The following is a 20,878-nucleotide window of genomic DNA, read 5'->3' on the forward strand; positions in this document are numbered from 1 at the left end:
CCACCTTCGCCTGGGCCCTGGCCCACCGCGGAGAAGTACACCAGCAGGCCGGCCGATACGACGAAGCCGTCGCCGACCTCACTGCCGCACTCGAGCTCGACCCCACCTTCGCCTGGGCCCTCGGCACCCGCGGAGAAGTACACCAGCAGGCCGGCCGATACGACGAAGCCGTCGCCGACCTCACTGCCGCACTCGAGATCAACCCCACCGATGCCTGGACCCTCAGCATCCGTGGAAGAGTGCACCGGCAAGCAGGTCACTTTGACAAGGCGCGAGGTGACCTGGAACGGGGGGTGGAAGTGCAGCCCGAAGACCTCTCCTGCAAGTTCGAGAAGCTCATGCTCGACACTGTGGAGGGACGGCTTGCGTCATGTACGGAAGAGTGGAGTCACGTCCTCGGGGCCTCGATAAGCCCGCCAGATGGCGATAGTTCAAAGCTCTTGGACCTCTTTCGTGCCTTGCTCCTGGATCCGGAGGACCGTGTAGCAGAGGTGGTCGAGGCGTTGCTCACTGTGGAACTGGGGCTGGGGGACATCGCAGAGATCACGAGCTATCTGACGGAGCTCTCTGCAGCGGGAGAGGTGGTGGCTGACCGCGCGCGGCATGCCATGACCTGCCTGTCGAGCGCACCAGGAGATGCGTGTTCAACCGACGGCACGACGAATGTCGACGGATGAGAACCACATCAGTCCCGCGCACGTCACCGCCTGAGACCGCCGGACGCATACCCGCCCCAGTCGTGGCCGAATGCCGCCCGAAGGGGGTGGGGCGCTCCGTGCCCGTCCGTGCCCGTCCGCCAGGCGCGCCCCTGGCGCGCGCAGGCCGGGACGTGCACGGAAGTCTGGAAGGCGCTTCGCGTCAGTGATCTTGACCAGGCGGCCGTGCGGAGCAGTCGTGTCCGTCGCCGGGCAGACCCATGACGTTCAGCACGGGTTCCTCGCCATCGGGGATCTCGAAGGTGAAGTGCGCTCCTGACGGGATCGCTGCGAGCGTGCTCTGGTTGCCGAAGGTCAGCGGAGCATAGGGCTCCCAAGGGCAGCCGGCCTCGTCCAAGGCGGAAACGACGTCCGCGTGGCTGAGCAGCGCGGGGAAGGTGTCCGTCCCTCCGGCAACCGAGGGGGGGAGTTCGACGACGTCACGCCAGGTCTGGACGCAGATGAGGGAGACCTTGCGGCAGCGGCAGACGCTCAGCTCGAGGTCTCCGTAGGCGAACAGCCTTGGCCACGCTTCGTTCAGGCTCGTTGTTTCCATGTCCCGCGGCTGGCCGAGTGCCGCGGTGACGTCGTTCCAGTTCGCTCCACTGAACACCGGGCCCAGTCGGCCTGTCTTCGCCATGCTGGTCAGGACATCGAGAATCTGCACGGGTGGAGCCTGACAGGTGCCCTGGTCAGCAGTCCAGCAGTCCAGCGGTCCAGCGGTCCAGCGGTTTCAGGGGAGGGTGAACACGCGGTGCACGGCCTTGCTGATCTTCGTCCTCGAACGCACTCTGCCCCGTACGCCGCGCAGGCCCGGAGCGCCGCTGACCGCAGCCGGGTCCGCACGGCACGCCGCCGCACGGCACGCCGTCGCACCGCACGCCGCCGCACCGCACCTGAGATGATCGGAGGCGTGACCGCCGTTCCGCACCCCGCACCGCAGCCGCTCGTCACCGAGCGGCTGGTGCTGCGACGTGTCCGGAGCGGTGACGTGCGGGCCGTGACGCGGCTGTGGACCGATCCTGAGGTGCGGCGTCACCTCGGAGGTCCCGTGATCGAGTCCGTCGTCCGGATTCGGCAGCGCCGGATCGTCGGTGCGGCGGGTTTTCACGCGGTGGTCCGGGCCGAGGACGGGGTGCTGCTCGGGCTCGTCACGGTGGAGGACGGCGGGTGGGGAGGCGAGACGGAGGTTTCGTACCAGTTCCTGCCCGAGCACTGGGGGCGGGGTTACGCGCGCGAGGCGGTCGGCGCGGCCGTGGCGCGGGCCCTGGAGACCGCGCCGAGCGTCGTCGCGGTCACCCAGGAGGCGAATCTCAGGTCCCGCCGGCTTCTGGAGGCCGTGGGTCTGGAGCACGCCGAGTCGTTCGAGGAGTGGGACGCCCATCAGGTCCTCTACCGGCGGCGCGGGGCCCAGGGCCCCGACGCCTGACAACCGGACCGGTCGAGGAGCCTCCGGGGGGCGCGGGGCTTTCCCCGTCTCAGGGCTGCCCCTTGCCCGCCGAGAGGGCTGCCACTGCCCGCTCCAGGCGCGCTGCCCTGGTCTTGGCGGTGCGGGCCTGCCAGAGGCCGAGGATGACGAGGTAGCGGTCGGTCTTGCCGAGGGCGTCGAAGGCGGCCGCAGCACGCGGGGCGGCGGCGAGGGCGGCGGCGAGGTCGTCGGGGACGGTGGCGTCCTTCTGGGACGGGTAGGCGGCTTCCCAGCGACCGTCGCGCTGGGCCGCCCGCACCTCGGCGAGGCCCGGTTCGCGCATGCGGCCGGCGGCGGTGAGCGCCTCCACCTGGCGGACGTTGACCTGGGACCAGAGGCTGCGGGGACGGCGCGGGGTGATCTTCTGGAGGTAGGTCCGCTCGTCGCGCGTGATGCGCTTGCCGGTGATCCAGCCGTAGACGAGCGTGCCGTCGAGGATCTCGTCCGCGGTCGGCGAGGGGAGCTCCGAGCCCTTCTTCGCGAGGAGCAGCCAGATGCCGGGTGTGTCCCCGTGGTGCGCCTCCAGCCAGGCCTCCAGTTCCTTCCCGTCGCCGAACGCCATGACTCCGAGCCCCTCGACCGTGTCCACCGGTTCCACCGGAAGTCCCCTTCCCCGTACGTCCGGCGCCGCCGGAGGCCCCGGCGGCGCCCCGGGGCGACCACGATAGGGGCAACGGCCGGACGGAGGACGGAACCCGGTCCCCGCCGCCGCGCTCGGGGCGGGGGCGGCGGGGCGGCGTACCGGCCCGAACGGGCGTACCATCTGCGGGTCGTCCGGCAGGGCGCCCGCATCCAGGCGGCGGCCGGGCCGGCCATCGGGACGTCTACGACGAGGAGCTCTGACCGCATGTCCATCCTGGTGATCGGCGAGTGCGTCGCCGACATCGTCCGGGTCCCCGGCTCCGAGGACCGGGTCCACCCGGGGGGCAGCCCCGCCAACGTCGCGTACGGTCTCGCCCGGCTGGGCCGGGAGGTCACGCTGCTGACCCAGCTCGCCGACGACGCCGCCGGGCGGCTGATCACCGACCACCTGGAGGGCGCGGGCGTACGGGTGGAGATCGGCGGCGTGCCCGCCCGCACCCCGTCGGCGGTCGTGGACCTCGACGCCCACGGCCGGGCCACGTACGCCTTCGACATCGCCTGGACGCTGGAGGCGGACGGCGCCCGTCCCGCCCCGGAGCCCGTCCACGTCCACATCGGGTCGATCGGGGCCGTCACCGAGCCCGGCGCGGCGGCGGTGCTCGACCTGGTGGAAGGGCTCAAGGGGCGGACCACGGTCAGCTACGACCCGAACGTGCGCCCCGCGCTGATGGGCGACCACGCCGAGGCCGTCGCGCGCGTCGAACGCTGCGTCGCCCTCAGCGACCTGGTGAAGGCCAGCGACGAGGACCTCGCCTGGCTGTATCCGGGCGAGGACCCGCGCGCGGTCGCCGCCCGCTGGCTCGGGCTCGGTCCCGCCGTCGTGCTGATCACCAGCGGCGCCGACGGCTCGCTCGCCGTCACCCGGCGGGCGACGGTCGCCGCGAACGCGCCCGCGGTCTCCGTCGTGGACACCGTCGGTGCGGGGGACTCGTTCATGTCCGCCGTCCTCGACGTCCTCGCCTTCCGTGCCGCGGCGGACCTGGCCGGGCTCGGTGCCGAGTACCTGGCCGGGCTGTTGGGGACGGCGGCCGCGGCCGCGGCCGTCACCGTGTCCCGGGCCGGGGCGCAGCCGCCGGACCGGGAGGAACTGAAGGCGGCTCGGGAGGAGTTGGCCTTCGTCGTCACACCCGTGCGTGGGTGGTGATGTCGGAGGCGAACTGCTCGATCATGTCCGGGGTGACGGTCGGCCGGCACTGTCCGATGGCCGCCAGGTAGTCCGCGGTGCTCGCCCCGGGGGCCGGGCCGTCGCCGCCGCGCCCGCCGATGGCGAGCAGGTCCCGCTCGAAGGAGGCCTGGGCGGCGATCCGGGCCGCGTGCTCGATGTCGGCGGGGGTGAACTGGTCGCTCGCAAGGACGAGTTCGTCGATGTCGACGTCGATGCGCCCGTCGGTGTAGCGGGCCCAGATCGCCGCGCGCGCCGCCTTGTCGGGCGTGCCGATCGGGATCAGGTAGTCGAACCGGCCGGGGCGCAGGAACGCCGGGTCGAGGGAGCGGATCGAGTTGGTGGCGCAGACGAGCAGCCGCTCGTCCCCCTCGCGGAAGCCCGGTATCAGCTTGAGGAGTTCGTTCGTCACGCCGTGCATGCCGCCGGGCTGGGCGGGCTCCGAGCGGACCGGGGCGATCTCCTCGACCTCGTCGATGAAGACGAGGACCCGTTCCAGTTCCGCGATCCGCGCGAACGCGGAGCGGAGGGCGGCGGCGAGGTTCCCCTCGTCGGCGAGCCGGGAGGGGAGGATCTCCACGAACGGCCAGCCGAGTCGGGAGGCGATCCCGCGGGCGAACGTCGTCTTGCCGGTGCCGGGCGGGCCGAAGAGGCAGACCGCGCGCGGCGGCCGCACCCCGTGCCGGGTGGCCCGTTCCGGTTCGGCGAGCGGAAGCACCACCCGCCGCTCGATCAGGTCCTTCTCGCGCTCCATCCCGGCCACCTTCGCCCACAGGTCGCCCGGCAGCAGCCGGCCGCCCAGGTCGTCGAGGAGTCCGGCGGCCGGGCCGTGCAGCGGCTCCACCTTCTCGAAGTACGCGACGGCCGGCTGCCGGGTGTATCCGGCGTTCAGGAGTCCCTCGCCGAGGAGCTCCTCCTCCGGCAGGACGTACGCGATCCGCCCGACGCGGGCCGCCACGAGGCGCCGCTCCAGCTCCACGAGCAGGGCGCTCGCGAGGCCGCGGCCGCGCCACGCCGACGAGATCGCTACGCGCATCACCCAGGCCCGCTCGCCGGAGACGCAGGCGAGCGCGGCCCCGATGGGCACGCCCTGGTGGACGGCGACCACGGCCGGCTCGCGGTCGGTGAGGGCGCCGATGCACTCGGCGAGCGAGAACACGGACTCCTGCCCGAGCTCGGCGGTGGTGTCGATCAGATGGACGACCGCGGCGAGATCGCTCTCGCGGTAGTCGTGGATGTGCCAGTTCACCGGTGGTTCCGCCCCTCGTTGGTGCCGTCGCGTCCCGTTCGGCGAGGCTAGGCGGGGCGGTGGGGGCGGGTCGTGCGCCACCGTGCACAAGGTGGCGGGTCAAACGCTCCGTACCGGCTCTATGCGCGGGGGAAACCCCCGGAAGGGAGCTTCCGGGGGTTTCCGTCCCGTGCGGGGGAGCGGCCCGTCAGTGGGCGGGTGCCGCCTTCGGGTTCGGGCCGTGGGCGTTCTGGTGCTGGTCGCCCTCGGTGGCGAGGAAGACGATCAGGATGACGGCGCCGACGAACGGGATGAGGTCGATGAGGATCCACCAGCCGGACCGGCCGGTGTCGTGCAGGCGGCGGACGGTCACTCCGAGGCCGGGGAGCAGGACGGCCAGGGCGTAGATCCCGTACAGCAGCGGATAGGTGCCGAGCGCCATGTCGACGGCGAAGAGGACGAGCGCCGCGATCACGTTGAAGAGCGCGAACATCCAGAATTCCTGGCGACGCGCACGGCCGGTGAACACCGCGTACTTCTTGAGGACGTCGAGGTACCAGTTCACTTTGTCCCCCCAAGGACTCGGTAAGCGAGCGGGAGCCTGTGCCTGTTTCTGTGTCTGAGGAGCAGTTTTTCGCGGCAGGCGGTGACCGAAACCGCACGCATCGATTCGTTACGCGGTATTGGCCGTTCCCGGACCGTTCCCGGACCCGGACAGTGAAAGGCGGCACCTCCGGGGGATGGAGGTGCCGCCGTTCAGGGAGAGGATCGACGAATGGATGGGGGAGGGGATGCGTGAGTGGGGATCAGCCCCTCACGTCATCCTGCGCTTGCTCATGAGCAGTCCGCCGGCTGTCAGCGAGAACAGACAGACGCACGCACCGGTGATCACGTTGCTGAGGATCATGCCGGTGTCGGGGTTCCGCGAGACCACCCACGGGGCGACGATGAGCCACGCGCCCATGAGCAGGACGACGAAGTTCAGGTCCTGAGACCGCTCGGGGGCCATCGACATGCACAGGCCGAGGATCGCGAGGGCGATGCCGACGACCAGGTTGCTGATGGCGAGTTCCGGCTGGGCGGCGGCGAAGTGGACCGTCCACCCGGAGATCGCGGCGTAGATGCCGGCGAGGATCACGAGTTCCTCGACCGCCGCGACACCGCGGGTCTGGAGCATGCGGGCATACCTGTCCCGCATTTCCGAGGCGTCGGGGTGTCCCGCGATATCACCAGGACGGTGAGAGACGTCGGCCATACGACTCGCCTCCTTGTGGCGTCATGCACGTCCGACCGCAGTTGCGGCAATGCGTGCCGCTGTTTCATTGTGCGCTTATCTGGTCTTTATGTGTAGGTCTGACCGATAAGTGATGTGTACAGAATTCGGGGCGCGGATATGCCGGGAACCGCCAAGGGCGGGGTTCCTCCGTCCGGAATTCGATGTAAAAGCGAACCATCCTCCCCGTACGGCTGCGCAGGGTGGCCGGGACCGTCCCGGCGTAGCCTGGAAGAGGACTCGGGGACCCTTCTTCGCCCCGCCGGGAGTGCGCGATGGCCGGCATCGTACGGAAGAGCTTCGACGAAGCGGACGAGACCCGCCCCTTCGAGGACGGCAAGGGCAGGCTCGATCTGGTCACCAGTGAGGACGGTGCGGTCGGCCGGGCCGTCTTCGAGCCGGGCTGGCGGTGGTCCGAGCACGTCAAGCCGCTCGCCGGCACCGACAGCTGTCAGGCGTCGCACGTCGGATACGTCGTCAGCGGCCGCATGAAGGTCGTCATGGACGACGGGGAATCGGTGGAGTTCGGCGCCGGCGACTTCATGCGGGTCACCCCCGGACACGACGCCTGGGTCCTCGGCGACGAACCCTGTGTGGCCCTGGACTGGGTGGGCTTCACCGACTACGCGATGCCGATGCCGCCCCCCGCCTGACCTGACCCCCTCCGTCCGACGCCGCGGCCCCGGCGCACGCCTCCGACGCACGGCGAGCACCCCGGACCGTCCGCGCCCCGGTCACCGGTGCCCGAACCTCACCCCCTCCCACGGCACCCGGTCCGCCGCGAAGGACTCCGGGCTCCGCTGGTCGAGGGTCCGGGGCGGAGCGGCCTCGATCGGCGGACGCGCCCCCTCGACCCGGAGGAGCCACGCGGCCAGCGCGTCGCGCAGCCCGTCGGCCACCCCGCGATGCGAGGTGAGCCCCGCCAGGTTCTCCAGCTCGTACGGGTCGGCCGCCAGGTCGTACAGCTCCGTCTCCCTGTAGCCCTCGGCCGCCGCCTCGCGCCAGGGATCCACCCCGGGCGGCGCCGACACCACGTACTTCCACCGCTCGGTCCGCACCGCCCGGCCGACCTGGTCCTCGCTGATCTGCACGAGGACCGAGGACGACCGGCCCGGATCCGAGGCGCCGCCGAGCAGCGGCAGCAGGGAACGGCCCTGCACGCCCTCCGGCACGTCGAGCCCCACGGCGTCGACCAGGGTCGGCATCAGGTCGACCGTGGACACCGGCCCGCGGACGAGGCCGCCACCCCGGAACCCCGGCCCCGTCAGCGCCCACGGAACCCGAACCGAGGCGTCGTGCGCCGAGCGCTTGTACTCGGCGTTGCGGGTACGGAAGTGGGAGCCGTGGTCGGCGGTCCAGGCGAGCACCGTGTCGTCCTCGATTCCCAGACTGCGCAGCGCGTCGCGGAGTCGGCCGACGCCCTCGTCGACCCGCTTGATCTGCCCGAGGTAGCCGCCGAGATGACGGTGCGCGCCCCCCTGCGGCGCGCCCGGGCTCAGCGCGGCGAGGTCGGGCGGCAGCCATCTGCCCTCGTACCGCTCCCGGTAGCCGACCGGGGCCGGGTAGTCGTCCGTGGCGTTCTGGTGGTGGGGTTCGAGCAGGGAGAGGAAGAGCAGGAACGGCCGGTCGTGGTGGTCGGCGACGAACCGGATCGCCGCGTCGACCAGTGCGTCCGAGCGGTAGCCCGGCAGCCGGACCGGCTCGCCCTCCCCGTCGTACACCACCGTGCGGTGGGCGTCCGAGGTGAACTCCAGCCGGTCCGAGGCCAGCCAGTGGGCGTACCCGCCCCGCCGCTCCGGCGGCACCGGCCCGTCGGGCCCGTCCTCGCCGGCCAGGTGCCACTTGCCGATGTAGCCGGTCACGTACCCCGCCTCCCCGAGGACCGACGCGAGCGTGGGTACGTCCGCGGGCAGCGGGAGCCCGTTGCGGAAGACCCCCGTGGACGTCGGCCAGCGCCCGGTCTGCAGCGCCGAACGGGCGGGCGCGCAGACCGGGTTGGGGGTGATCGCCTGCTCGACGAGCGTGCCCTCGCGGGCCAGCCGGTCGAACTCGGGCGTCACCCCCGCCGGGTTGCCGTGGGCGCCCGTGGTGTCCCACCGCTGCTGGTCGGTGAGGACCACGATCACCCGGGGCGGGGTGCTCGTCATGCGGGGGAGGACTCCGTCGACACGGACGACGGGTCGGCCGGGGCCGTCGAGGCGCCGGAGGCGATCCCGAAGCCCGGCTCCGGGACGGTCTCGGGCGCGAGCAGCACCGAGGCGCGGCCGTCCACGCCGACCGGCACGTCGCCGTCGATGGTCACCCGGCGCAGCTTGCGGTCGTGGTCGTCGGAGTCGTCCACGCCGTAGTGCTGGGTGGCGCGGTTGTCCCAGATCGCCACGTCGCCGACCTGCCACTGCCAGCGGACGGTGTTCTCCGGACGCTCGACGTGCGCCTGGAAGAGGCCGAGCAGCGCGCGCGAGTCGGCGCCGGTCAGGCCGCTGATCCGCTGCACGAAGTTGCCGAGCAGCAGGGTGCGTTCGCCGGTCTCGGGGTGGACCCGCACCACCGGGTGCTCGGTGAGGTACTTCGTCGAGGCGAAGATCTCGCGGAAGCGCTCGAGCTGCTCGGGCAGGACGCCGGGGCGCAGGGCCGCGTAGTCGTAGTCGTTGGAGTGCACGGCGCGCAGGCCGTCGGCGAGGGCGCGCAGCGGCTCGGGGAGCTTCTCGTACGCCGTCGCCGTGTTGGCCCACAGGGTGTTGCCGCCGTAGGGCGGGATGACCACCGCGCGCAGGATCGAGAACGCGGGGTAGGCGGGGACGAAGGTGACGTCGGTGTGCCACTGGTTGGCCCGGCCGCCGTAGTCCGAGTCGATCGGGAAGGAGTAACGGCCGTCGGCCGAGGGGACGGTGGGGTGGGCGACGGGCGTGCCGAGGAGCCGGCCGAAGGCCTCGTGGGCCTCCTCGTCCAGGTGGTCCTGGCCGCGGAAGAAGACGACCTTGTGCGCCAGGAGGGCGGCGCGGATCTCGGCGACGGTCTCCGCGGGGAGGTCGCCGCCGAGGCGGACGCCGGAGATGACGGCGCCGAGGCGGCCGCCGACCTTCTGGACGGTGATCGTGGTGGTGGCGGTGGACATGGTGGTTCCTTTCGGGAGTTCAAGCCCGTCCGGAATTAATTCCGGAGCGGAAGTAATGAGGGGAAGCGAAGCCGCGCGACCCGTACGAGGCGTACGGGCGAGGCGCGTCGCATGCGGGAGGGGTGCCCTCGGGGCGAGGAATGCGGGAGCGCGGGCGGCGAGCCGGCCGCGCGGGAGGTCGCGAGGATCAGGCGCCGTGGAGGGCGGGACAGGAGGAGGTCGCGAACATGTCCCGGAGCCTCGCAGCGGCCGCCGCCGCACGTCAAGCGACCGTCCGCTCCCCGAACCCCCGCCGCCGATGGTTGAATCGGCGCCTGCCCGGTGACCCCGCGCCACGTTCCCGTACCTTGCCGAACCGCCCCTGACCAGCGGTGACGACCCATCGGCGGGTGGCGGTGGCCGGCCCGGAGGCGCGGACGGCGGCCGTGCCGCCGGCGGCCACGGGAATTCACACCGCCGCAACAGTGACCAGAGTTCCCCCACGCAAGCGACCAGAGAGGCCCCCATGACGACCACCCCGCACGGCCCCCGGAGGGCGGGCGACGGCCGGCGCGAGGCCAATGCCGCCAGCGTGCTGCGGACCGTCCTCGACCACGGACCGGTCGCCCGCAGCGCCGTCGCACGGCTCTCCGGCCTCAGCCCCGCCGCCGTCTCCCGGCAGGCCACCGACCTCGCCCGGCTCGGCCTCCTGCGCGAACTGCCGGAACTCGCGGGCGGCGGGGGAGTGGGCCGGCCCCAGATCCCCGTCGACCTGCACATCGGCGCCACCGGCGGTCCCGTCGCGGGCGGTGTCCACCTCGGCGTGCCCGCCTCGACGTTCGCCCTCGTCGACCTGCGCGGACAGGTCCTGGCGCGCCGGACCTACCCCCACGACGGCATCGCACCGGACGTCCTGCCCGAGGCCGTCGCCCGCGGACTGCGCGGATTCCTGGACGAGCACACCCGGGGACGGCCGCTGTTCGGGGTGGGTGCCGCGGTCGGCGGCTGGGTCGACCCCGCCGAGGGGGTGGTGGTGCGCCACGACGCCTTCGGCTGGCGCCGCCGGCCGCTCGCCGCCGAACTCGCCCGCGGCCTCGGCGGACACACCGTGCGCGTCGACAACCACGCCCGCTCCATCGCCCAGTCGGAGATCCTCTTCGGACGGCCCGCCGCCCGCCGCAGCCTCGTGCACCTCTTCGTCGGCAACGTCGTCGACGCGGCCGTCGGGCTCGCCGGGGTCGTGCACCAGGGGCCGGGGGCGGCGGCCGGCGACGTGGCCCATCTGCCCGTCCCGGACTCCACCGTCCCCTGCGCGTGCGGGCGTTCCGGCTGCCTGGAGGCGACCGCGTCGAACACCGCCGTCGGGCTCACCGCCGTGCGCCGCGGCATCGTGCCCGAGCCCGACACCTCCCTGGTCGTGGACGCGGCGGCGGCAGGGGACCGGCGCGCCGACCGGCTGCTGAGGGAACGGGCCCGGTCGGTCGGCCGCGCCGTCGCCCTCCTCCTGGACGTCCTCAACCCCGATCTGGTCGTCGTGACCGAGCAGTCCAGCGTGCTCGAACCGGAGTACCTGGAGGAGATCCGGGGCGCCGCGATCGACCTCTCGCACGTCTGCGACGACCCCGAACGGATCGTCAGTCCACATGCCGGACCGGCCACACTGCCCGTCGCGGCAGGCACCGTTCTGCTGAATCCCCTGTTCAGAAGGCCTTTCGAGACGGTCGCCGAGCTGGCGGGCGGAGTGGTCGACCACTGACGTCGTCTCAGAATGCGGTCAACCCCGGTTGACCGCCCCACGAACCCGCTGTCATATTGCTCCCGTGAATCCGGACATGCGCCTCATCTCCCGCAGGCACGTCGACCTCTGTCGACAGGCCAGCGCGGTCTGTGCCGTCCGCGTCTGATCCCGGCGTCCCTCCCGGCGCCCGGCTCCGGCGCCGGTCGTCGCACCGGCCCCGCTGACGCCACCCCGGCCCCGCCGAGCGAGGGCGTTCCGCCGTCCCCGCCCCGTGGTACCTGAGGTCGGCGCGTCCCGCCCGCCGTCGCCGGCTGGTTCGCGCTCCCCCGGCCGCGCCACGCGGTAGCCGAGCGGCCGTACCTCTGCACGTACGTCCGTGCCCGCGTACGTCAGTGCCCGCGTACCTCCGTACCTCAGTGCCGTGTACCTCCGTACCCGCGTACTCCCGGGCCGCGCGGTCGCGGCGTCGCGCATCCCGCACCGCACCCTTCCCCCTCTTCCTTCCGCAGCGGAACGAATCCGCTCACCCTGCGGCCTCCACCCCTTCACAGGCAGGCATCGATGACCGAGCTGTACTCCTCCACGCCCACCACACTCTCCCGGCGCACCACCCTGCGCGCCGCGGGCGGCGGCACCCTGCTGCTCGGGCTCGGCCTCGCGGGCTGCCGCTCGGCGGTCTCCGAGACCGAGGTGCCCGCCGGCAAGACGGGGGCGGAGCCCAAGCGCGGCGGCACCCTCACGGTCGCCGTCAACGCGGACTTCACGCCCAGCCTGCTCTTCGCGCAGAGCGCCCAGTCCCTCCAGCAGCGGCTGGTCTACAACACCCTCACCCGCTACGACGACCGCCTGGAGCCGCAGCCGGAGCTCGCCACCTCCTGGCAGCCCGCCGCGGACGGCAAGGCGATCACCCTGAAGCTGCGCACCGACGTCACCTATCACGACGGCCGGCCGTTCACCGCCGACGACGTGATCTTCGCCGTGAAGAACCTTCAGAACCCGCTCCGCGCCGCCCAGTTGAGGGCAACGGCGGCGGCCGTGACCGGATTCGAGAAGCGCGGCGACCACGAGCTCGTCCTCAAGCTCGCCCACCCGGTGAACAACCTGTTCGACCTCTTCGAATTCATGATCATCACGGACCGCCACAGCATCGAGGACGCGGTCAGCGGCAAGAAGCTGAACGGCACCGGACCCTTCAAGCTCACCAAGTGGAGCCCCGGCGCCGGGCTCAGTTTCACGCGCAACGACACGTACTGGCAGCCCGGCCGCCCCTACCTCGACGCCGTCGAGTTCCGCGTGGTGCCCCAGGCGGACGCGCTCCTGTCCTCCCTCCGCACCGGCCAGTCCCAGCTCTCCTTCGGCGTCCCTGGCAAGAACCTCGGGGTCGTCAAGGCCACCCCCGGGCTCGCCGTCAGCGAGTACGCGACCGGCGGCGGCGCCTACTACCTCGGCGTCAACACCACCGTCGCCCCGCTGAACGACAAGACCGTCCGGCAGGCCCTCGCCTGGGCCGTCGACCGCGAGCGGATCCTCAAGCAGGTCCTCGGCGGCTACGGACTCGCCTCCGCCACCCCCTGGCCCAAGTCGTCGCCCGCCTTCAGCGAAGCCGGCCGCACCCACTACACGTACGACCCCGGCAAGGCCCGCGAGCTCCTCAAGTCCGCCGGGCACACCAGGCTCGACCTGCCGCTGCTCCACGTGAACCTGCCCGGCGAGACGGCGGTCGCCGAGGCCGTCCAGTACGACCTCAAGCAGATCGGCGTGCAGGTCACCCTCCAGCCGACCGACCCCGCGACCGCGCAGAAGCACCTGATCGCCCAGACCATGCCCGGCCTGTGGACCATGGGCCACGGCTTCGCCCAGGTCCAGCCCGCCACGCTCGCCGTGAGCGCCTACCCCTTCAACGAGGCCAAGAACACCTCCAAGTTCCGCTCCGCGGCCTACACGAAGGTCGTCCGGGAGGCATGGACCGGCCCCGCCACCGGTGCCCGCGCCAACGCCCTGCGGCAGCGGATCACCGACACCCTGCTCGACGAGGCGTTCATCATCGACCTCGTCATCCGCGGCTCCGTCCAGGTCTCCTCGGAGAAGCTGCGCGGAGTCACCCTCAACAAGTTCTCCTACCTCGTCCTCGACGACGCCCACCTGGTGAACTGACGTGCGCGGCTACCTGCTGCGGAGACTCCCCTCCGCCCTCCTCGTCCTCCTCGTCGCCTCCTTCGTCGCCTTCGCCCTCCTGCGGCTCGTCCCGGGCGACCCCGCCGCCGTCCTCGCCGGACCCGACGCGAGCCCCGCCACCGAGGCCGCCATCCGCGCCCGACTCGGACTCGACGCGCCCCTGCCTGCCCAGTACGTGCGATGGATCGGCGACCTGCTCACCGGAGACCTCGGGCCGTCCTACGCGATCGGCGGGCAGACCGCCGACCTGATCGCCGACGGACTCGGCGCGACGGTCGAACTCACCCTCGGGGCGCTGCTGTTCGTCGTCGTCATCGGAGCCGCCTTCGGCATCCTCGGCGCGACCTCCCGCAACCGCTGGGTCAGCGGCACCGTACGGGTCCTCACCACCGGAGCACTCGCCGTACCGCCCTTCGTCACCGGCGTCCTCCTCGTCCTGGTCTTCGCCGTCGTCCTCGGCGTCCTGCCCCCGGGCGGACGCGTCCCCCTCCTCACCGCACCCGACCTCGGCGTCCAGTACCTGCTGCTGCCCGCCCTCTGCCTCGCCCTGCCCAGCGCCGCCGTGCTCGGCCGCTACCTCAAGGACGGCATCGAGCGGACCCTCGCCGAGGACCACATCCGCACCGCCACCGCCGCCGGCATCGCACCCCGCCGCCTCCTCTGGCGGCACGCCCTGCCGAACGCCCTGCCGCCCGTCGTCACCCTCCTGGGCATGCAGACCGGCCACCTCCTCGGCGGCGCCGTCCTCGTCGAGGCGATCTTCGCCTGGCCGGGCCTCGGCCAGCTCGCCGAACAGGCCCTGGTCCGCCGCGACTACCCCGTCGTGCAGGACCTCCTGCTGCTCCTCGTCACCGTCTTCGTCCTCGTCCAGCTGCTCACCGACCTCGTCCACGCCTGGCTCGACCCCCGAATCAGGTGGGAGTGACCGCCATGACCACCCTCGCCGCCACCAAGCCGACCCCCGCCCGCAGGCCCCGCCACCCCTACCGGGCCGCCCTCACCACGGCGCGCGGCCGGACCGGCCTCGCCCTCGTCGGGCTCGTCGTCCTCGCCGGACTCCTCGCTCCGCTCCTCGCCGCCCACGGACCCACCGACCAGAGCGCCCTGGCGCTCGCCGGTCCCGGCACACCCGGGCACCCGCTCGGCACCGACGACCTCGGCCGCGACCTCCTGTCCCGGCTGCTGTACGGCATCCGCGCCGACCTCGGCATCATCGCCGCCGCCGTGCCGCTCGGCGCGGCCCTCGGCTGCCTCCTCGCCCTGGCCGCCGCGACCCATCCGGTCGCCGACACCGTCGTCCAGCGCACCTTCGACCTGATCCTGGCCTTCCCGGGACTGATCCTCGCGCTCGCCGTCACCGCGGTCCTCGGCCCCGGCCGGCTGCCCGTGATCCTGGTCATCGCGCTCGCCGAGATCCCCGCCTTCGGGCGGCTCCTCCGCACCGGCATCCTCGTCCAGAGCGGCCGGGAGTACGTGACGGCAGCCCGCGTCGGCGGCACGTCCGGCGGCCGGATCCTCACCCGCCACGTCCTGCCCAACGCCGCCGACCCGCTCGTCGTCCAGATCGCCGTCTCCCTCACCGTCGCCGTCTTCCTGGAAGGCGCCATGAGCTTCCTCGGCGTCGGCGTCCGGCCGCCCGAACCCACCCTCGGCGCCGTCCTCAGCCAGTCGATGCCCTACCTGGCGCAGGCCCCGCACTTCGCCGCCGGGCCGCTCGTGACCGTGACCGCGCTCGTCCTCGGCCTCTCCCTGACCGCCGAGGCGCTGAACCGGGAGATACGCCGATGACCACCCCGCCCCTCCTCGAAGTCCAGGGCCTGTACGTGGAGTTCACCACTCCCGGCGGCGCCGCCCTGCACGCCGTCCGAGACGTGTCCTTCACCCTGCGCCGGGGCGAGACCCTCGCCGTCGTCGGCGAGTCCGGCTCGGGGAAGTCCACCACCGCCCTCGCCCTGCTCCGGATGCTCCCCGGCACCGGCCGGATCACCGGCGGCTCCGTCCGCCTCGACGGCGAGGAGCTGACCACGGCGGGGGAGGAGCGGCTGCGGGCCGTCCGCGGCGCCCGCGTCGGCATGGTCTTCCAGGACCCGATGACCGCGCTCAACCCCGTCCTCACCGTCGGCCGCCACCTCGACGAGGTGCTGCGGGCGCACGGCGGGCGCGACCGGAAGGCCCGCCGCACCCGCGCCGTCGAACTGCTGCGCCTCGTCGGCATCCCCGACCCCGAGCGCCGCCTCGACGACCACCCCCACCAGTTCTCCGGCGGCCAGCGCCAGCGCGTCCTCATCGCCATGGCCCTCGCGGGCGAACCCGACATCCTCCTCGCCGACGAACCCACCACCGCCCTCGACGCCACGGTCCAGGACCAGATCCTCACCCTCCTCGGCGACCTCACCCGCACCACCGGCACCGCGCTCGTCCTCATCACCCACAACATGGGCGTCGTCGCCCGCGCCTGCGACCGCGTCCTCGTCATGTACGGCGGAACCGTCGTCGAGGACGGCCCGACCGCCGACGTCCTCACCCGCCCCCGGCACCCGTACACCGCCGGCCTCCTCGCCGCCGTGCCCCGGCTGTCCGCCCCCTCGGGCACCCGCCTCACCGGCATCCCCGGCACACCGCCCGACCTCGGCCTGCCGCTCGCCGGCTGCGCCTTCGCCGCCCGGTGCCCCCTGGCCGAGGACCGCTGCCACACCACCGCCCCGCCGCTCACCGCCGTCACCGACACCGTCCGCGCCGCCTGCCTGCCCGCCGCCGAGCACGGCGCACCGCTGCCCCCGCCCCCGGCGCCCGCACGCATCGACCGGCCCGCGCCCGGCGCCGTCGTCCTGAGCGCCGAAGGGCTCCGCAAGACCTACCGGGGCCGCGGCCGCCGCTCCTTCACCGCCCTCGACGGCGTCTCCCTCACCCTCGCGGCGGGGGAGACCCTCGGCATCGTCGGCGAGTCCGGCTCCGGCAAGTCGACCCTCGCCCGGGTCCTCGCCCACGCCCACCCGTCCGACGGCGGCCGGATCCTCCTCGACGGCGAGGACGTCACCCGCCCCGGCCGCGCCGAACTGCACGCCGTACGCCGCCGCGTCCAGATGGTCTTCCAGGACCCGTACGCCTCCCTCAACCCCCGGATGACCGTGGGGGAGATCGTCGCCGAACCGCTGCGCGCCTTCGGGATCGGCACCCCCGGGGAGCGCGCCGGACGGGTCGCGGAACTGCTGCGGCTCGTCGGCCTCGACCCGGCCGTCGCCGACCGGCACCCGCGCTCCTTCTCCGGCGGCCAGCGCCAGCGCGTCGGCATCGCCCGTGCCCTCGCCCCCGCACCGGACGTCCTCATCTGCGACGAACCCGTCTCCGCGCTCGACGTCTCCGTCCAGGCCCAGATCGTCGGCCTGCTCACCGACCTCCAGCGCGACCTGGGCCTCGCCCTCGTCTTCATCGCCCACGACCTGGCCGTCGTCCGCCAGGTCAGCCACCGCATCGCCGTCATGCACGAGGGCCGCGTCGTGGAGACCGGCGACGCCGACGAGCTGTGCGAGCACCCCCGCGACCCGTACACCCGCGCCCTGCTCGCCGCCGCGCCCGAACCCGTGCCGGTGGTCGCCGCACCCGAGGCGGTGTCCGCGTGAGCGCCTGCTGCACCCCGGGCCGCGCCTGCGCGGGCTCCGCCGGCCACGCGGCGCCCCGTGAGCTCCTGCCGCTGCCGACCGTACGGACCGCCCCGCCGCTCCACCCCATGGTGGAGCTGCCGGGCGGCACCTTCCGGATGGGCGACGCCTTCGACGAGGGCTACCCCGCCGACCACGAGGGACCCGTACGGGAGGTGACCGTCGCCCCGTTCGCGATCGACGCCACCGCCGTCACCAACGCCCGCTTCGCCGACTTCGTGGCGGCCACCGGACACCGCACCGACGCGGAACGCTTCGGCTCCTCCTTCGTCTTCCACCTCCTGCTCCACCCCGCCGCCGAACGGCACGTCCTCGGCCGGGTCCCGCAGGCCCCGTGGTGGCTCGGCGTCACCGGCGCCGCCTGGCACGCGCCCGAAGGCCCCGGCTCCGACCTCGAAGGCCGCGCCGACCACCCCGTCGTCCACGTCTCCCACGACGACGCCCTCGCCTACTGCGCCTGGGCCGGCGTCCGGCTCCCCACCGAGGCCGAGTGGGAGTACGCGGCCCGCGGCGGCCTCGACGGCGCCCGCTACCCGTGGGGCGACGAACTCACCCCGGGCGGGCGGGAGATGTGCAACACCTGGACCGGCGACTTCCCGTACCGCTCCGAGCGGCCCGGCGGCCGCACCGGCACCGTCCCCGTCACCGCGTACGAGCCCAACGGCCACGGGCTCCACAACACCTCCGGCAACGTCTGGGAGTGGTGCGCGGACGCCTTCGGCCCGGCGGAGCGCGTCATCCGCGGCGGCTCGTACCTCTGCCACGCCTCCTACTGCAACCGCTACCGGGTCGCCGCCCGCTCCCACAACACCCCCGACTCCTCGACCGGCCACGGCGGCTTCCGCACCGCCCGCACGCTCCTCCCGGAAGGACCCGCCCCCGCATGACCACCGGCACCCCCGGCAACCCCGCCACCCGGTCCACGCCCACCCGCCGCGACCCCTACGAGGGCTTCGCCGGCCGCGTCGGCCGCACCTTCGCCGCGTCCGAGCCCGCCTGGCCCGCCCGTACCACCCCGCCCGCCAAGGCCCCCAACATCGTCGTCGTCCTCGTCGACGACATGGGGTTCAGCGACATCGGCCCCTTCGGCTCCGAGATCCCCACCCCGGTCCTCGACGGGCTGGCCGACGCGGGCGTACGGCTCACCAACTACCACACCATGCCGCTCTGCTCGCCGGCCCGCGCCGCCCTGCTCACCGGCCTCAACCCGCACCGCGTCGGCTACGCCATGGTCGCCAACTCCGACCCAGGCTTCCCCGGTTACGGCATGGAGGTCGCCGACGACATCCCCACCCTCGCCGAACTCCTCCACGACGCCGGCTACGCCACCTACGCCGTCGGCAAGTGGCACCTCGTCCGCGACTCCGCCTCCAACGCGGCCGACCACCGCGGCAACTGGCCGCTCCAGAAGGGCTTCGACCAGTACTACGGCGTCCTGGAAGGGCTCACCAGCCTCTTCCACCCGCACCAGCTCGTCCGGGACAACAGCCCCCTCGACATCGACGAGTTCGCCGACGACTACTACTACACCGACGACATCACCGACCAGGCGATCTCCATGGTGAAGTCGCTGCGCGCCCACGACCCCGACAAGCCCTTCTTCCTCTACCTCGCCCACAACGCCGTCCACGGCCCCCTCCAGGCCAAGGCCGAGGACATCGCCCGCCACCGGGGCCGCTACGACGACGGCTGGGACGCCCTGCGCGAGCGGCGCTTCGCCGCCCAGCTCGCCGACGGACTCTTCCCGCCCGGCACCGAACTGCCCGCGCGCAACAGCGAGGCCGGACTCGACGTCCCCGCCTGGGACTCCCTCACCGAAGAGCAACAGCGGCTCTACGCCCGCTACATGGAGGTCTACGCCGCCCTCGTCGACAACATCGACCAGAACCTCGGCCGGCTCACCGACACCCTCGCCGCCCTCGGTGAACTCGACAACACCATCGTCGTCTTCACCTCCGACAACGGCGGCACCGGCGAAGGCGGCGCCGAAGGCACCCGCTCCTACTTCAGCCGCTTCGTCCACCACCCCCGCCTCCCCGGCGACTGGGACCCCGACGTCGACCGCGACCCCGACCTCATCGGCGGCCCCCGCAGCCTCGTCCACTACCCGCGCGGCTGGGGCATGGCCTCCAACACCCCCTTCCGCCTCTACAAGGGCCACACCTACGCCGGCGGCGTCCGCGTGCCCTTCGTCCTCTCCTGGCCCCGAGGCGTCCGCGACGGCAGGCTCGCCACCGGCCTGCGGCCCCAGTACCAGTACGTCACCGACATCACCCCCACCCTCCTCGAACTCGCCGGCCTCACCCGGCCCGAGACCCGCGGGGGCGGCGTTCCCCTCCAGGAGCTCGACGGCACCGACTTCACGCCCGTCCTCGCCGACCCCGCCCACGCCTCCACCCACCCCGAGCAGTACTGCGAGATGACCGGCAACCGCAGCCACTACCGCGACGGCCGCAAACTCGTCACCCTCCACCGGCCCGGCACGCCCTACGACGACGCCGAATGGGCCCTCTACGACATCCGCACCGACCCCACCGAGATCCACGACCTCGCGGCCGAACAACCGGAACTCGTCAAGGAGCTGTCGGCCGCCTGGGAGGAAGCCGCCTGGCGCAACGGCGTCTTCCCGCTCCCCGACCACAGCGGCGCCCTCGCCCGCCGCAACCCCGCCGAGCAGCGCCTCGCCCGCCCCCTCACCCTCCTCCCCGGCACCCCGGAACTGGAGCGCTACCGCTCCTCCCGCCTCGTCTCCCTGCGCTCCTTCGAGATCGCCGTGGCCGTCGACGAGACCGGCGACGGCGTCCTCGTCTCCCACGGCGACCAGGGCGGCGGCTACAGCCTCTACGTCGAGGACGGCCGGCTCGCCTTCGCGTACAACGAGTACGGCACCCTCCACGAGACCGACGCGGGCCCCCTCGCCGCCGGCCCCCACGCGATCCTCCTCACCGCCACGGCCGAGGAAGGGCTCCGCTGGCGGTTCACCGTCACCGTCGACGGCGCGCACCGGGCCGCCCCGGACAGCGTCCACCAGCTCATCGGCATGGCCCCCTTCCAGGGCATCAGCGTCGGCATCGACCGCAAGTCCCCCGTCTCCTGGCCCCTGTTCGAACGCCACCGCTCCTTCCGCTTCACCGGCCGCCTCCGCTCCGTCACCTACCGCCCCGGCGCCCCCGGCCCCGACGCGCCCGAGGCGGTCGCCGCCGCACTGAAGGAGGCCGCGGCGGCCTTCGAGTAGCCGCACACGGCGGGGCGAGCCGTCCGACCAGGGAAAAACCCGGGCCGACCGGCTCGCCCCGCAGGCAGAATGCCCCCATGACCGACCAGCGCAGCACCCCCGCGTCCGACTCCCGACACCCCGACGTCGCCGAGGCCATCGCGGGTGAACTCCGCCTCCTGGACCCCGCCGTACGCGCCTCCCGCAGCCTCTCCGCCGAGCTCCTCGACCCCGAGTTCGTCGAGGTCGGCGCCTCCGGCCGCCGCTGGACCCACGCCGAGGTGCTCGCCGCCCTCCCCGAGATGTCCGGCAGCACCGGGACCGGCACCCCCTACGAACCGGGCCCCGTCACCGGCGTCCTGCTCGCCCCCGGCCTCGTCCACCTCACCTTCGAGACCCTCCACGACGGCCGCCGCGCCCGCCGCACCTCCCTCTGGCGCCGCGAACCCGGCGCGTCGGACGACCAGCCCCTGCGGATGTACTACCACCAGGCCACGCCCGTACCCGAGTCGATGGCCTAGAGGCCCTGG

20 protein-coding genes are annotated in these 20,878 nt (G+C 73.1%); 13 read left to right on the forward strand and 7 right to left on the reverse strand.

The window, feature by feature from the left end:
• On the forward strand, positions 1 to 677 hold a 677-nt coding region (locus ACFCY7_RS13300; RefSeq protein ID WP_376484076.1), incomplete at its 5' end, for a tetratricopeptide repeat protein.
• Between the two features lie 181 nt (positions 678 to 858).
• Here the strand turns inward: ACFCY7_RS13300 and ACFCY7_RS13305 are convergent.
• On the reverse strand, positions 859 to 1,362 hold the full coding sequence (locus ACFCY7_RS13305; RefSeq protein WP_376484078.1) for a hypothetical protein: 504 nt from the start codon (positions 1,360 to 1,362) through the stop codon (positions 859 to 861).
• A gap of 246 nt (positions 1,363 to 1,608) precedes the next feature.
• On the opposite strand from ACFCY7_RS13305, the gene ACFCY7_RS13310 reads away from it, so the two are divergent.
• On the forward strand, positions 1,609 to 2,124 hold the full coding sequence (locus ACFCY7_RS13310) for a GNAT family N-acetyltransferase (RefSeq protein ID WP_376484080.1): 516 nt from the start codon (positions 1,609 to 1,611) through the stop codon (positions 2,122 to 2,124).
• A gap of 49 nt (positions 2,125 to 2,173) precedes the next feature.
• Here the strand turns inward: ACFCY7_RS13310 and ACFCY7_RS13315 are convergent, their stop codons facing one another.
• Positions 2,174 to 2,725, reverse strand: a complete 552-nt coding sequence (locus tag ACFCY7_RS13315) for a YdeI family protein (protein WP_376484148.1) — start codon at positions 2,723 to 2,725, stop codon at positions 2,174 to 2,176.
• A gap of 285 nt (positions 2,726 to 3,010) precedes the next feature.
• On the opposite strand from ACFCY7_RS13315, the gene ACFCY7_RS13320 reads away from it, so the two are divergent.
• Complete coding sequence (locus tag ACFCY7_RS13320) at positions 3,011 to 3,949, forward strand: carbohydrate kinase (protein WP_376484082.1); 939 nt, start codon at positions 3,011 to 3,013, stop codon at positions 3,947 to 3,949.
• Here ACFCY7_RS13320 and ACFCY7_RS13325 read toward each other — a convergent pair.
• The 3 genes from ACFCY7_RS13325 to ACFCY7_RS13335 all read right to left on the reverse strand — a co-directional run bounded on the left by ACFCY7_RS13325 (position 3,927) and on the right by ACFCY7_RS13335 (position 6,372).
• Positions 3,927 to 5,216, reverse strand: a complete 1,290-nt coding sequence (locus tag ACFCY7_RS13325) for an ATP-binding protein (protein ID WP_376484084.1) — start codon at positions 5,214 to 5,216, stop codon at positions 3,927 to 3,929. The genes ACFCY7_RS13320 and ACFCY7_RS13325 overlap by 23 nt on opposite strands.
• A gap of 187 nt (positions 5,217 to 5,403) precedes the next feature.
• Positions 5,404 to 5,760, reverse strand: a complete 357-nt coding sequence (locus tag ACFCY7_RS13330; RefSeq protein WP_376484086.1) for a DUF805 domain-containing protein — start codon at positions 5,758 to 5,760, stop codon at positions 5,404 to 5,406.
• Positions 5,761 to 6,009: 249 nt separating this feature from the next.
• Complete coding sequence (locus tag ACFCY7_RS13335; RefSeq protein WP_376484088.1) at positions 6,010 to 6,372, reverse strand: SPW repeat protein; 363 nt, start codon at positions 6,370 to 6,372, stop codon at positions 6,010 to 6,012.
• A 371-nt stretch (positions 6,373 to 6,743) separates the two neighbouring features.
• Here ACFCY7_RS13335 and ACFCY7_RS13340 point away from each other — a divergent pair, with 371 nt between their 5' ends.
• Positions 6,744 to 7,121, forward strand: coding sequence for a cupin domain-containing protein (locus tag ACFCY7_RS13340; RefSeq protein ID WP_376484090.1), 378 nt, complete (start codon positions 6,744 to 6,746; stop codon positions 7,119 to 7,121).
• Positions 7,122 to 7,202: 81 nt separating this feature from the next.
• Here the strand turns inward: ACFCY7_RS13340 and ACFCY7_RS13345 are convergent, their stop codons facing one another.
• Positions 7,203 to 8,615, reverse strand: a complete 1,413-nt coding sequence (locus tag ACFCY7_RS13345) for a sulfatase-like hydrolase/transferase (RefSeq protein ID WP_376484092.1) — start codon at positions 8,613 to 8,615, stop codon at positions 7,203 to 7,205.
• Positions 8,612 to 9,583 (reverse strand): TauD/TfdA dioxygenase family protein, encoded by a 972-nt coding sequence (locus tag ACFCY7_RS13350; RefSeq protein ID WP_376484094.1) that lies wholly within the window; start codon positions 9,581 to 9,583, stop codon positions 8,612 to 8,614. The genes ACFCY7_RS13345 and ACFCY7_RS13350 overlap by 4 nt, the downstream gene beginning before the upstream one ends.
• Before the next feature lie 505 nt (positions 9,584 to 10,088).
• Here ACFCY7_RS13350 and ACFCY7_RS13355 point away from each other — a divergent pair.
• The 9 genes from ACFCY7_RS13355 to ACFCY7_RS13395 all read left to right on the forward strand — a co-directional run bounded on the left by ACFCY7_RS13355 (position 10,089) and on the right by ACFCY7_RS13395 (position 20,869).
• Positions 10,089 to 11,318 carry an ROK family protein gene (locus tag ACFCY7_RS13355; protein ID WP_376484096.1) on the forward strand — a complete coding sequence of 410 codons (1,230 nt, stop codon included), beginning with the start codon at positions 10,089 to 10,091 and terminating at the stop codon, positions 11,316 to 11,318.
• 76 nt (positions 11,319 to 11,394) lie between these two features.
• Positions 11,395 to 11,466: a putative leader peptide gene (locus ACFCY7_RS13360; protein WP_329625827.1), complete on the forward strand. Its 72-nt coding sequence runs from the start codon at positions 11,395 to 11,397 to the stop codon at positions 11,464 to 11,466.
• Positions 11,467 to 11,861: 395 nt separating this feature from the next.
• Positions 11,862 to 13,454 (forward strand): ABC transporter substrate-binding protein, encoded by a 1,593-nt coding sequence (locus ACFCY7_RS13365; protein WP_376484099.1) that lies wholly within the window; start codon positions 11,862 to 11,864, stop codon positions 13,452 to 13,454.
• 1 nt (position 13,455) lies between these two features.
• Positions 13,456 to 14,400 (forward strand): ABC transporter permease, encoded by a 945-nt coding sequence (locus tag ACFCY7_RS13370; RefSeq protein WP_376484101.1) that lies wholly within the window; start codon positions 13,456 to 13,458, stop codon positions 14,398 to 14,400.
• Positions 14,401 to 14,405: 5 nt separating this feature from the next.
• Positions 14,406 to 15,263, forward strand: coding sequence for an ABC transporter permease (locus ACFCY7_RS13375; protein WP_376484104.1), 858 nt, complete (start codon positions 14,406 to 14,408; stop codon positions 15,261 to 15,263).
• Entirely contained in the window at positions 15,260 to 17,095 is a 1,836-nt protein-coding gene (locus ACFCY7_RS13380; RefSeq protein WP_376484107.1) for an ABC transporter ATP-binding protein, read from the forward strand. Before ACFCY7_RS13375 ends, ACFCY7_RS13380 begins: the two co-directional genes overlap by 4 nt.
• The gene (locus tag ACFCY7_RS13385) at positions 17,092 to 18,021 is read left to right on the forward strand and encodes a formylglycine-generating enzyme family protein (RefSeq protein WP_376484110.1); all 930 of its coding nucleotides are present in this window, start codon (positions 17,092 to 17,094) and stop codon (positions 18,019 to 18,021) included. The genes ACFCY7_RS13380 and ACFCY7_RS13385 overlap by 4 nt, the downstream gene beginning before the upstream one ends.
• Positions 18,018 to 20,369, forward strand: a complete 2,352-nt coding sequence (locus ACFCY7_RS13390; RefSeq protein WP_376484113.1) for an arylsulfatase — start codon at positions 18,018 to 18,020, stop codon at positions 20,367 to 20,369. Before ACFCY7_RS13385 ends, ACFCY7_RS13390 begins: the two co-directional genes overlap by 4 nt.
• Positions 20,370 to 20,446: 77 nt before the next feature.
• Positions 20,447 to 20,869 (forward strand): DUF4440 domain-containing protein, encoded by a 423-nt coding sequence (locus ACFCY7_RS13395; RefSeq protein ID WP_376484115.1) that lies wholly within the window; start codon positions 20,447 to 20,449, stop codon positions 20,867 to 20,869.
• Positions 20,870 to 20,878: the final 9 nt, after the last annotated feature.

Source organism: Streptomyces sp. NPDC056361, assembly GCF_042262805.1.
Taxonomy (GTDB): domain Bacteria; phylum Actinomycetota; class Actinomycetes; order Streptomycetales; family Streptomycetaceae; genus Streptomyces.

Excerpts from the sequence above, each read along its gene's own strand:
- ACFCY7_RS13315 (WP_376484148.1), bottom strand. The coding sequence starts at position 2,725 with ATGGCGTTCGGCGACGGGAAGGAACTGGAGGCCTGGCTGGAGGCGCAC.
- ACFCY7_RS13320 (WP_376484082.1), top strand. The coding sequence starts at position 3,011 with ATGTCCATCCTGGTGATCGGCGAGTGCGTCGCCGACATCGTCCGGGTC.
- ACFCY7_RS13335 (WP_376484088.1), bottom strand. The coding sequence starts at position 6,372 with ATGCTCCAGACCCGCGGTGTCGCGGCGGTCGAGGAACTCGTGATCCTC.
- ACFCY7_RS13340 (WP_376484090.1), top strand. The coding sequence starts at position 6,744 with ATGGCCGGCATCGTACGGAAGAGCTTCGACGAAGCGGACGAGACCCGC.
- ACFCY7_RS13345 (WP_376484092.1), bottom strand. The coding sequence starts at position 8,615 with ATGACGAGCACCCCGCCCCGGGTGATCGTGGTCCTCACCGACCAGCAG.
- ACFCY7_RS13350 (WP_376484094.1), bottom strand. The coding sequence starts at position 9,583 with ATGTCCACCGCCACCACCACGATCACCGTCCAGAAGGTCGGCGGCCGC.
- ACFCY7_RS13355 (WP_376484096.1), top strand. The coding sequence starts at position 10,089 with ATGACGACCACCCCGCACGGCCCCCGGAGGGCGGGCGACGGCCGGCGC.
- ACFCY7_RS13365 (WP_376484099.1), top strand. The coding sequence starts at position 11,862 with ATGACCGAGCTGTACTCCTCCACGCCCACCACACTCTCCCGGCGCACC.
- ACFCY7_RS13375 (WP_376484104.1), top strand. The coding sequence starts at position 14,406 with ATGACCACCCTCGCCGCCACCAAGCCGACCCCCGCCCGCAGGCCCCGC.
- ACFCY7_RS13380 (WP_376484107.1), top strand. The coding sequence starts at position 15,260 with ATGACCACCCCGCCCCTCCTCGAAGTCCAGGGCCTGTACGTGGAGTTC.
- ACFCY7_RS13390 (WP_376484113.1), top strand. The coding sequence starts at position 18,018 with ATGACCACCGGCACCCCCGGCAACCCCGCCACCCGGTCCACGCCCACC.
- ACFCY7_RS13395 (WP_376484115.1), top strand. The coding sequence starts at position 20,447 with ATGACCGACCAGCGCAGCACCCCCGCGTCCGACTCCCGACACCCCGAC.